This window comes from Polaromonas aquatica (assembly GCF_042659145.1).
In the GTDB taxonomy this organism is placed as follows: domain Bacteria; phylum Pseudomonadota; class Gammaproteobacteria; order Burkholderiales; family Burkholderiaceae_C; genus Polaromonas; species Polaromonas aquatica.
This window is the reverse complement of record NZ_JBHSRS010000065.1, coordinates 1-11,143: the sequence shown is the minus strand read 5'-3', so window position 1 is coordinate 11,143 and position 11,143 is coordinate 1. Positions and strand designations below refer to the sequence as shown.

The window sequence follows — 11,143 nt, the reverse complement described above, 5'->3', positions numbered from 1 at the left end:
TTGGCAGCTTGCCGCTTCGTTTTCGTCGTTAGCTGTAATCAGCTGAGCCTCAAATTATATACCGGATTTTTCATCGCGGTCAACAAAAATTTTATTTTTTGTTTGCCTGCCGAATCCTTGATCGCCTTAGCTTTACCCTTGGGCTCAGCCTTGATTTTCGCATTTTCGACATGCCTGACTGTAATCAGTCGAGCCTTAGATTCTATACCGGTTTTTTCATTCCAGTCAAAACAAATTTGAAAAATTTGCTTTGCTTCCAAGACCTTTCTCAACCAATTAGCGACTTCCCTGAAGGCCGTCTTTCATCTGCTGAGCCAGCGACTATAGCATGGCTTTTGCCCCCAAAACCTCCACGTGACAGCAATACTTCTGGTTAAGGACGTAAAGGCAATGTGCGCAGGCGCATTCCGTTGAGGGAGAACAATGCATTGGCCACCGCCGGGGCCAGTGGCGGCACACCCGGCTCACCTACCCCGCCAGGAGGCCTTGTACTGGAAACAAGATGGGTTTGAACCAGGGGTGCCTGCGCCAGCCGCAGCATGGGGTAATCCGGGAAGTTCTTCTGTTGCACCGCCCCCTCATGGATATCCACCTTGCCGTGCAGCGCCGCTGTCAGTGCAAATACCACCGAGCCTTCCATTTGCTGAGCCACGATATCAGGGTTAACCACGATGCCGCAGTCCACGGCGCAGACAACCCGGTGCACACGCACCTGGCCATTGGGCAGTGACACCTCGGCCACTTGCGCCACTATGGAGCCAAATGACTCATGCAAAGCAATGCCGCGCGCCTGCCCCGCTGGCAGCGGTTTGCCCCAAGCCGCTGCGGCTGCCGCCAGGTCCAGAACCGCCAGGTGGCGCGGCGCATCCTTTAAGAGGGAACGCCTGAAGGCAAGCGGGTCCTGCCCGGCGTCGAACGCCAGCTCGTCAACAAAGCTCTCCGAGAAAAAAGCATTGTGCGAATGCCCCACGGACCGCCAGAAACCCACCGGCACAGCCATGCGGGTGGCCACATGTGACATTTTCTGATTGGCAAAGCCATAAGGCAGGTCGAACAGGCCTTCGGCGCTACTTTTGTCGGCCATGTCCACCGGCCCGGCCAGCGCAGGCAGGCCACGCTCCATCCAGCGCAGCGAAATGGCGTCGCCTGCGGACCTGATACGCAGGCTGCTGGCCTGCCCCTGCGCATCCACGGCTGCGCGCAGGACCGCAATGTGCATGGGCCGGTAGAAATCATGGGTCATGTCCTCTTCGCGCGCCCAGATCAACTGGACCGGCCGACCACCGCAGTCCATGGCCACGCGTACGGCCTGGGCCACAAAATCCACATCCAGCCGGCGCCCAAAACCGCCCCCCAGCAATGTCACAGTGAGATCGACGTCTTCAGGCGCCACGCCGGCCACCCGGGCAGCCATCGCCACGGCCATCTGCGGCACCTGGGTAGGCGCCCACAGCAAAACCCTGCCGTCTTTGACCTGCACAGTGCAGTTCATGGGCTCCATCGTGGCGTGTGCCAGGTAGGGCGCGCGATACAGGGCCTCTACCTTGCGCGCAGCAACCGACTCGGCAACATCGACCGAGCCCTTGTCATAAAAGGTATGACCCTCTGCCTGCGCCAGGGCGGCAGCAAGTTCTTTTTCAATCAACCGGCTGTCCAGCGCACCCGCCGGGCGTTGCTGCCACTCCACCTGCACGGCCTGGGCGGCTTGCTGGGCATGCCACCAGGTTTTTCCCACCACGGCAAACCCGGCGGTAGAGCCGGCATAAGCCTGCAGACGCACCATACGCTCCACGCCGGGCATGGCCAGCGCCGCATTCGGGTTGATCGCACCGGGCGAGCCCCCCAGCATGGGGCACAGGCGCACGGCGGCGTACAGCATGCCGGGCAGGCGCACATCGACGCCAAAGATCGCCGAGCCGTTGACTTTTGCAGGCACATCCTTGCGCGGGGCGCTCTTGCCGATCAACTGCCAGTCCCTGCGGCTCTTGAGCCTGACCTCACCCGGGGGCGTGACCGCTGCAAATTTGGCAAACTGCCCGTAATGTGCCGAAGGCCCCGAGGGATGGGAGATCACGCCATTTTTTGTGCCTAGCTCGGCCACCGGCAGTTTCCACTGCAGGGATGCCGCCCCCAGCAGGGACGCCCTCGCCGTGGCAGCAGCCGTACGCAACACGTCCCAGGCATCGGCCACGCTGGATGAACCGCCCGTCGCATTGATGCCCATCTCGCGGGCCACCTTGCCCATCAGCCACTCACCCGCCCGGACTTTGCCGGGACGAACCCTGGGAGCCCCTTCCGGCGCATGGTCATCCGCTTCCAGCGGATGAAACGGCAGGCTGCCCACCAGCATGGCCACATTGCCATAGATGGTGTCGGCGCCAGCCTGTTGCACATTCACGCTGGCAAGGGGTACGTCCAGTTCCTCGGCCACCAGCATGGCCAGCGCGGTAAACACGCCCTGCCCCATTTCGCTGCGCGGCATGGCCAGCACCACCCCGCCGTCGGCCCTGATCTTGATCCAACCGTTGAACACCACCCCGGCAAGATCGGGCCCGGCATTCGCCGGCCAGGGCCGCGTTGCGCTGCCTATCCGGGAACGCGCCGGCAACACGCCCCAGCCTACAAGCAAGGCCCCGGCCGTTCCCGCAGCACTCAGCAGCCAGGCCCTGCGCCTCATGCTTTTGTCTTCCTGGTCGTGCCCGCCGCCCGCTTGATGGCCAGCCGCACCCGCTGGTAAGTGCCGCAGCGGCAAATATTGGTCATGGCCTCGTCAATGTCTGCATCGGTAGGCCTGGGTGTTTTTTCGAGCAGGGCCGCGGCCGCCATCAGCATGCCTGACTGGCAATAGCCGCATTGGGGCACCTGCTCCGCAATCCATGCCAGTTGCAAGGCATGCGGTTTTTCCAGGGTCCCCAGCGCCTCAATGGTCTGGATACGTTTGCCCTGGACGGCAGACACGGGAACCACGCAAGAGCGCACCGCCTGGCCATCCACCCGCACAGTACAGGCCCCGCATGCAGCCACGCCGCAGCCAAACTTGGTGCCCGTCATGTTCAATACATCGCGCAGTACCCATAGCAGGGGCATGCCGGCGTCGACATCGGCCTGAACGGCCTGGTCATTGATTTGCAGTTCCAAGATGCCTCCTTCAGCAAGGGTCGCCGGATTCGACGACTATATAGAGGAGGCAAGGCAGGCGGTAGAGGGGCTCACTGCATGGCCGGTCCTTGATCTATCATGACCCCACCTGCAAACCGCAAGGTGCTCCGGAGGTTGACCATGGAACGGCTACGCCCTTTACCGCCAATGCGCAGCACTCCGCAGCAAACAGGCCGCCGGCGCCGGGCCCAGGCACTGGCATCGGCCCTGGCCTTCGCAGCATCACACGCGCCCGCACTGGCGGAATCGTCTGCCGACGACACCGGTACCCGCGTCAACTACTCCATCGAAGCCGGCGTCCAGTATGCCAGTGAGCACAACCTGTTCTGGAAGCTCTCCGACACTTTCGCGCAAAACGCCGCCTTCAGCCCCAATCGCGGCTGGGGCGAGTTTTATGTCAAACCCGGCGTTGCCGCCGCGCGCAGCCTGCGGCCCGGCCTTGAGGCTTACGGGGCGCTGTCCATGGTCGGCTCGGGCACGCTGGGGCGCGACGCCTTTGATGCAGGCAACACCGGGCGCGCCTCGCTGGAGGATGCCTATATTGGCCTGCGCATGGATATTCCCAACAGTTCCGCGCGCCTGGACCTGTCGGCGGGCTCCCAGCGTTACAGCATAGGAACCGGCATGCTCGTGTCCAACGGCGCATCGAACGGGTTTGACCGCGGGGCCCTCAAGCTGGGTCCGCGCAAGGCCTTTGCCATGACCGGCATTGCCCGGCTCACCCAGGGCGACTGGTCCACCGAAGCCTTTTACCTGGAGCCCAACGAACAACCCGACAACGAATCCGGCACCCGGCTCGCCGGGGCGGTGTTCCAGTACAAACCCGCGGCGGACAAGTTTGCCGGCGTGTCCTACGGCAAGGTCACCCGCTCCGCATCACCCTATCCGCAGGCGGCCCAGGGCGGCCTCGGGCCGCCGACCATTATTGACGGCGCCCGCAACGGCATGGCTTTTGTTTATGGCTTTGCGCGCTGGCCAGTGCTGGAGCGGCAGAGCGGCACACTCTGGGTGGGTGTCGACGCCGCGCTGGAGCGCAACCCGCGCATAGATATGCGGGCCTGGGGCGGCAAGGCCGAGTTTGGCTACAACTTCACCGCCCTGCCCGGCAAACCCAAAATCTCCTATTCCTTCCAGACACTCTCGGGGGATGACCCCACCACCTCACGGCTGGAACGCTTCGACCCGCTGTTCTACGAAGGCAGTCCCGGCGCCTGGGCCACCGGAAGCAAGGCCTCCATGGTATTTATCAATACCAATGTGCGGACGCACCAGATCGCAGTCGAATGGTCACCCACACCGCGCGACATCCTGAACCTGTATGTGGCACGCATCTACGCGAACCAGCTCGGCAGCCCGCTGCAGTTCGGCCAGTCCACCCGGCTCATCCTCGTCGGCGGCGCACCCAGCGTGATCACCGGCGTCACCACCGCCCATCTGGCGGACGACTTTTTCCTGAAATACACACGCGTGCTCGACAAGCACACCTACCTCACGGGGGGTGTCAGCCTCTCCCGCCCCGGCGCCGGGATAGAACGGCTGGTCGGCGGCTCGGCGCCGCAGTGGTGGGGCTGGCTGGTCAACCTGGTGGTCTCGTATTGATACCCGCTTTTTATGAAACTCGCATGCAGCGGCCCGGCAGCCGCCAACCCTGAAAGGCATTTATGCAACATCCCGTACACACGCGCAGCCCTTCGCGCTTTTTCCTGCTGATGGGCCTGTCCATGGCCCTGGCTGCAAGCGTGACCGGCGCTTTCGCGGCGCCCGAATCAGCGGCAAAGAGCAAGGCGCCGCTGGACGCCGTGGCCAGCGACCCGGCCAAACTCGGCTGGATGGTGGGTTCGCCGCCACCAGCCAACCGCATCCTGCGTTTTGACGACGGCAGTTACTTCCAGTTTCCGGCCCTGCGCTGGAGCGTTTCCAACTTCCGCCAGCTGATGCCCACTATGAATGTCTCGCGCGGACTGGGTGCGCCCGTTCCGCTGCCGCGCGCCGAACGTGACGATATCGACAGCGTGAGCTTCACACCGCTGGGCGGCAGCCAGCCCATGACCTGGGCGCAATCGCTGCCGGCCAATTACACGGATGGCATCGTGGTGCTGCACCGCGGACGTGTGGTTTACGAACGTTATTTCGGCGTGTTGAAGGAGGGCGGGCAGCACGGCCTGATGTCGGTCAGCAAGTCCCTCGCCGGCACCCTGGGTGCGACGCTGGTGGCCGAAGGCAAACTCGACGCAGACAAACGTGTGTCCGAGTACGTGCCAGAGCTGTCGCGCTCGGCCTTCGGCAGCGCCACCGTGCGCCAGTTGCTGGACATGACCACCGGCATCCGCTTCAGCGAAGACTACGCAGACCCCAAGGCCGAGGTCTGGCAACATGCGGCCGCCGGCAGCCCGCTGCCCAAACCCAAGGGCTACACAGGGCCACGCAGTTACTACGACTTTTTGCAAACCGTGAAGCCGCAAGGCCGCCACGGTGAAGCCTTCGGCTACAAAACCGCCAACACCGATGCGCTGGGCTGGGTCATCGCCCGCGCCACCGGCCGCTCGGTGGCGCAACTGCTGTCCGAACGCATCTGGCAACGCCTGGGCGCCGAGCAGGACGGGTATTACACCGTGGACTCCATAGGCACACCGTTTGCCGGCGGCGGCATGAATTCCGGCCTGCGCGACCTGGCCCGCTTCGGCGAGATGCTGCGCAACGACGGTGTCTTCAACGGCCAGCAAATCCTGCCCAAGGCGGCGATCGACGACATCCGGCAAGGCGGCGACAAGGGCAACTTTGCCAAGGCCGGCTACAAGCTGCTGCCGGGCTGGAGCTACCGCGACATGTGGTGGGTCACACACAACGAACACGGTGCGTACATGGCGCGCGGCGTACACGGCCAGGCGCTGTACATAGACCCGAAAGCCGAAATGGTGATTGCCCGTTTTGCTTCGAACCCGGTGGCCGGCAATGCGGCCAACGACCCGACCTCGCTGCCGGCCTACCACGCGCTGGCCAGGTACCTGATCGCCACGCCGCGCTGAGCAAATACGCGGGGTTCACAGCGGGGGCGGATAATCTGCCCCCTATATGGCACTTATTACCCTTCTTGACGCCCAACTCGCTTTTGGGCACGTCGCACTGCTGGACCACGCAGATTTCGCCCTCGAAACCAACCAGCGCATTGGCCTGATCGGCCGCAACGGCACGGGCAAGTCCTCGCTGCTCAAAATCCTGGCCGGTATAGACAAACCCGATGACGGCACCCTGCAGTTGCAGCAAAACCTGCGCATTGCCTACGTCCCGCAGGAGCCCAGCCTGGACCCGCATGCTACTGTTTTCATAGCTGCCAGCGCAGGTTTGGCAAGGACCAGACACGTAGTTGAGCAATACCTGGCGGCCGATGAGAACACCGATCTGGATGCACTGCAATCCGAAATCGAGGCACTGGACGGCTGGACCTGGGAGCAGCGCGTGGAGGAAACCCTGCACCGCCTGCACCTGGACAAGGACGCCATCGTCGGTTCGCTCTCGGGCGGCACCAAAAAGCGCGTGGCGCTGGCGCAGGCACTGGTTGCCAAGCCCGACGTGCTGCTGCTCGATGAGCCGACCAACCACCTGGACCTGGACTCCATCGCCTGGCTGGAGGAACTGCTGGTCAATTTCAACGGCAGCATCATCACCATCACCCATGACCGGGCCTTCCTGGACCAGGTCGCCACCGTCATTGTCGAGCTGGACCGAGGCAAGCTGCGCCCCTACCCCGGCAACTTTGCCCAGTACCTGATCCAGAAGGAAGACCAGATGGCGCAGGAAGCCGTCATCAACGCCAAGGCCGACAAGCTGCTGGCGCAGGAAGAAATCTGGATCCGCAAGGGTGTGGAAGCGCGCCGCACCCGCAGCGTGGCCCGCATAGGCCGGCTTGAAGCCCTGCGCGACAACCGTGCGGCGCGGCGCGATGCGGTCGGCCGCGTCAACCTGGACGTCTCCAGCGGCGAGAAAAGCGGCAAGATCGTGGCAGAACTCACCGATGTGAGCAAAAGCTTTGGCCACCCGGGCGCAGAGAAAATCATCGTCAACAAATTCACCGGCACTTTGTTGCGCGGCGACAAGATCGGCCTGCTGGGCCCCAATGGCGCCGGCAAGACCACGCTGCTCAAGCTCATACTCGGTGAAATCCAGCCGGATGTGACCACGCCGCCCGGCAAGATCCGCCAGGGCGCCAACCTGCAGGTGGCCTACTTTGACCAGATGCGCGACAGCCTGGACCTGGACGCAACGCTGGAAGACTTCATCAGCCCGGGCAGCGAGTGGGTGGAAATCAACGGCCAGAAAAAACACGTCAAGAGCTACCTGACCGACTTTCTGTTCTCGCCTGCACGCGCCAACTCGCCCGTGCGCACGCTCTCGGGCGGCGAACGCAACCGCCTGCTGCTGGCACGCCTGTTTGCGCGCCCGGCCAATGTGCTGGTGCTGGACGAGCCGACCAACGACCTGGACATCGACACCCTGGAACTGCTGGAAGACCTGCTGCAAAACTACGAAGGCACGGTCTTTCTGGTCAGCCACGACAGGCGCTTTCTCGACAACGTGGTGACCAGCACCATTGCTTACGAGGGCACGCCAGAGAACCCGGGCTTCTGGCGTGAGTACGAAGGCGGCGTAACCGACTGGATCACGCAATCCAAACGGGCCGCGCAGATCACCGGCAGCGCAAAACCGGCACCAGCGGCCACCTCCAGTTCCAAAAAATCAGATAAAAATACGCCCGAGCCCAATAAGGACGCGCGCAACCAGCTATCAAAAAAGAAGCTGAGCTACAAGGAGCAGCGCGAACTCGATGGCCTGCCGGCGCTGATTTCGCAGCTTGAATCGCAGCAAAAAGCCATCACGCAGGAGCTGTTTGACGGCACGATTTACGCGACCAACGCCAAACGGGCGGCCGAGCTGACGGCGCGCAACGCCAAGATTGAAGAAGAACTGATGGCTGCGCTGCAACGCTGGGAAACGCTGTCCTCCTGAGAACCCTGCCCGGCGCGTGACAAGCCGACGGGCCGCCATTCATCTCAAGCCACGCGCCTACATCAGGAACAGGCGCTCGCGCAGGCCGCCCCATCCCCAAAAACGGCGGCTTGCGATAAAGTGGCTGCATCATGCACACCACCGCCGACACCCCTCCGGACTGCCACCTGGCCCCGGAGGCGCGGCGTGCCGGCATGCTGCACTGGCTGGCCCCGCTGCTGCTGGGTTTGTGGCTGACCGGCTGCGCATCCCTGCCCAGCGAAGTGGACAGGCCGGTTTCCACAGCGCTGGCGAACCCGGCGGAAACCCGGCTGGGGCAGCTCGTGGAAGCGCGGGCGGCCCAGGCCAGCACCCGCAACGACTCGGGTTTTGCCCTGGTCGGCAGCGCCGAGCTGGCCTTTACCAGCCGCATGACCCTGATCAAGGCAGCGCAGAAAACGCTGGACCTGCAGTACTACGCCATCCTCGCCGATGAAACCACCGAGCGCATGATGGAGGCCCTGCGCGAAGCCGCCGGCCGCGGCGTGCGCGTACGCATACTGCTGGACGACTTCAACACCTCAGGCAAAAACGCCCAGATCCTGAAGCTGGCTTTCGAACCCAATATCGAGATGCGGCTGTTCAACCCCCTGCGCGGCGGGCGCGCATCGATGTTTTTCCGCCTCCTGAGCAACCTCGGGGACGCCCAGCGCATGCAGCGGCGCATGCACAACAAGATTTTTGTAGCCGACAACGCTGTGGCCATCACCGGCGGGCGCAACCTGGGTGAAACCTATTTCGGACAGAGCGACGGCACAAACTTCATAGACATAGACGTCCTGGCGGCCGGCCGCATCGCACGCGAGCTGTCGCAGAGTTTTGACCAGTACTGGAACAACCCGCTGGCCTACCCGGTGCAGTCACTGATGACGGTTAAAGATATAGACGCCGCCAGGCCCGCCGCCGGCAGGACCAGCCCGGGGAGCGACAACAATGCGGCAGAGGCCACGATGCCGGCCGACACCGCGCAAACGGCACAGGACCGCTCGGGCAGTATCACGCGGGTCAGCACCGCGCCCAACGGCGCCACCGCCACCATCCCGACCCTGCCCGACTCGACCGACCTGCGCTTGCTGCCCTGGACTTGGGCCTCCTCCGCCCTGCTGGTGGACAAACCGTCCAAGATCGCGCCCGATGCCGACATCGCGGGCGACCCGCAGGACACCGCCGTCGACGGGCTGCTGCAGCTCATGTCACAGGCCAAAACCGATCTGCTGATCGTCTCGCCGTATTTTGTGCCCGGCGAACTCATGATGAAACAGTTTGCCAGCCTGCGCGAACGCGGCATACGGATTCGCGTGCTGACCAACTCGCTGGCTTCCAACGACGCACCCGCCGCGCATGTGGGTTACGCGCGCTACCGCGAAAGGCTGCTGCGCATGGGCGTGGAAATCCACGAAATGCGCGCCGAGCAGGAAAGCTCCATCACCAGCTTTGCCCTGTTCACCGGCTCTATCGGCTCGCGCGCCAGCCTGCATGCCAAGGTGGTGGTGATGGACAGCCGCCTGCTGGTGGTCGGCTCCATGAACCTGGACCTGCGCTCGCAACTGCAAAACAGCGAAGTCGCCATCGTCATCCGCAACCGCACCCTCTCGGCCCAGGCCACCCGCATGATAGAACCCGTGCTGGCCAGCGGCTCCTACCAGGTGGACCTGGTCGATGGCAAGCTGGTCTGGCACCCGCCGCAGGGCTCCGGGCTGAAAGACGTCAGTGTTGAGCCCGATGCCAGCCTGGGCCTGCGGCTGGCGGTCAAACTGATTGCGCCATTTGCCCCGGATGAGATGCTTTGATGCGTTGAAGGATTGCCCGGAGCGTTTTCAAGGCTATTTTTTATCAAAAAAAAGCCTCTGCCCCCGTACTGCAAGCGCAACCAGCTATTGAATTCATAGCAGACGACGGTAACCGCACAGGCACGGGTTTCGGCCATGGCCTGCCGAAGCACTAGGGAAGGTTTTTCCCCGCATCTGTCTGCAAAGCCTGGCTGGTCGCAAAGTCGAGAAAGGCGCGTGTGCGCGCAGGAATCAGCTTGCGTGTGGGCAAAGCCGCATACACGGTGTAGCGGCCAAAAATCCAGTCGGGCAGCAACTGCACCAGTTCACCTCTGGCCACGTAATCCACTGCGGGGAAACGCGGCAGCACCGCCACGCCGGCGCCGTCGATGGCAGCTCGGAACAACACCTCGTAGCTTTCGGACTGCAGTGCCACATGCATCCGGACCTCGACATCGTCCTGTGAGCCATCCTGCCGCGACAGGCGCATGCTCTGCGCGGAATGGCCCGACCGCGCCTGCCAGGGAAAGCGCAGGTAAAGATGGTTCTGCAAATCCTGTGGCTGCAAAGGCGTGCCGCGGCGTTTCAGGTAGTCCGGGCTGGCGCACACAATCCATTCCACGCTGCCGATGGGGCGGGCAACGATATTGGCATCAAAACCTTCGTTGACCACCATGAAGGTCACGTCAAATTCTTCCACGCGAGAGTAGGGAAACGAGTCCACATGCAGGTGCAGCGCCACCTTTGGGTAAAGCGCCAGCCATGGCGTCACTTTTTTCGCCAGGAAATAGCTCGCAAAGAGGGACGGAGCCAGCACATTCACCGACCCCTGCAACTCGTTTGAGCTCTGCGTTGCGGCAGCTTCCGCATCGTCCACCTCGCTGAGGATGCTGCGCACACGCAGCAGATAAGCCTCGCCGGCCTCAGTCAGCGCCAGCTTGCGGGTGGTGCGCTGTATCAGCCGCGTGCCCAGATGCTGCTCCAGGTCGGTCACCAGGCGCGTGATGGTCGCCGGGGACATGTCAAGCACGCGTGCAGCAGCCGCAAACCCCCCCTCATCAATGACTTTCTGGAACACACGCATGGAAAGCAACCGGTCCATAAGCACCTTTGAAGGCCCATGGGCCAGTGGGAATAAACAATTATTACGGATTCTGCAACTATGTATTGTG

At 62.9% G+C, this 11,143-nt stretch carries 8 protein-coding genes; 4 read left to right on the top strand and 4 right to left on the bottom strand.

Going from position 1 to position 11,143, the window contains the following annotated elements; all coding sequences use genetic code 11:
• Positions 1–38 precede the first annotated feature (38 nt).
• The 3 genes from ACFQND_RS12685 to ACFQND_RS12675 all read right to left on the bottom strand — a co-directional run bounded on the left by ACFQND_RS12685 (position 39) and on the right by ACFQND_RS12675 (position 3,138).
• Positions 39–260 (bottom strand): hypothetical protein, encoded by a 222-nt coding sequence (locus ACFQND_RS12685; protein ID WP_371436383.1) that lies wholly within the window; start codon positions 258–260, stop codon positions 39–41.
• Positions 261–373: 113 nt separating this feature from the next.
• On the bottom strand, positions 374–2,677 hold the full coding sequence (locus ACFQND_RS12680; protein WP_371436384.1) for a xanthine dehydrogenase family protein molybdopterin-binding subunit: 2,304 nt from the start codon (positions 2,675–2,677) through the stop codon (positions 374–376).
• Complete coding sequence (locus ACFQND_RS12675; RefSeq protein ID WP_371436385.1) at positions 2,674–3,138, bottom strand: (2Fe-2S)-binding protein; 465 nt, start codon at positions 3,136–3,138, stop codon at positions 2,674–2,676. The genes ACFQND_RS12680 and ACFQND_RS12675 overlap by 4 nt, the downstream gene beginning before the upstream one ends.
• A gap of 141 nt (positions 3,139–3,279) precedes the next feature.
• Here ACFQND_RS12675 and ACFQND_RS12670 point away from each other — a divergent pair, with 141 nt between their 5' ends.
• The 4 genes from ACFQND_RS12670 (at position 3,280) to ACFQND_RS12655 (ending at position 9,992) form a co-directional block, all read left to right on the top strand.
• A complete protein-coding gene (locus ACFQND_RS12670; protein ID WP_371436386.1) occupies positions 3,280–4,758 on the top strand; it encodes an alginate export family protein in 1,479 nt (492 codons plus the stop codon).
• Positions 4,759–4,880: 122 nt separating this feature from the next.
• Positions 4,881–6,185: a serine hydrolase domain-containing protein gene (locus ACFQND_RS12665; protein WP_371436390.1), complete on the top strand. Its 1,305-nt coding sequence runs from the start codon at positions 4,881–4,883 to the stop codon at positions 6,183–6,185.
• A 46-nt stretch (positions 6,186–6,231) separates the two neighbouring features.
• On the top strand, positions 6,232–8,163 hold the full coding sequence (locus ACFQND_RS12660) for an ATP-binding cassette domain-containing protein (protein ID WP_371436387.1): 1,932 nt from the start codon (positions 6,232–6,234) through the stop codon (positions 8,161–8,163).
• A 131-nt stretch (positions 8,164–8,294) separates the two neighbouring features.
• Complete coding sequence (locus ACFQND_RS12655; protein WP_371436388.1) at positions 8,295–9,992, top strand: phospholipase D family protein; 1,698 nt, start codon at positions 8,295–8,297, stop codon at positions 9,990–9,992.
• Positions 9,993–10,143: 151 nt separating this feature from the next.
• On the opposite strand, the gene ACFQND_RS12650 is transcribed toward ACFQND_RS12655, so the two are convergent.
• Positions 10,144–11,073, bottom strand: a complete 930-nt coding sequence (locus tag ACFQND_RS12650; RefSeq protein ID WP_377413714.1) for a LysR family transcriptional regulator — start codon at positions 11,071–11,073, stop codon at positions 10,144–10,146.
• Positions 11,074–11,143 lie beyond the last annotated feature (70 nt).

What these genes read in the sequence shown, in the direction of transcription:
- ACFQND_RS12670 (WP_371436386.1), top strand. Translation starts at nt 3,280, where the DNA reads ATGGAACGGCTACGCCCTTTACCGCCAATGCGCAGCACTCCGCAGCAA.
- ACFQND_RS12665 (WP_371436390.1), top strand. Translation starts at nt 4,881, where the DNA reads ATGGCCCTGGCTGCAAGCGTGACCGGCGCTTTCGCGGCGCCCGAATCA.
- ACFQND_RS12660 (WP_371436387.1), top strand. Translation starts at nt 6,232, where the DNA reads ATGGCACTTATTACCCTTCTTGACGCCCAACTCGCTTTTGGGCACGTC.
- ACFQND_RS12680 (WP_371436384.1), bottom strand. Translation starts at nt 2,677, where the DNA reads ATGAGGCGCAGGGCCTGGCTGCTGAGTGCTGCGGGAACGGCCGGGGCC.
- ACFQND_RS12650 (WP_377413714.1), bottom strand. Translation starts at nt 11,073, where the DNA reads ATGGACCGGTTGCTTTCCATGCGTGTGTTCCAGAAAGTCATTGATGAG.
- ACFQND_RS12655 (WP_371436388.1), top strand. Translation starts at nt 8,295, where the DNA reads ATGCACACCACCGCCGACACCCCTCCGGACTGCCACCTGGCCCCGGAG.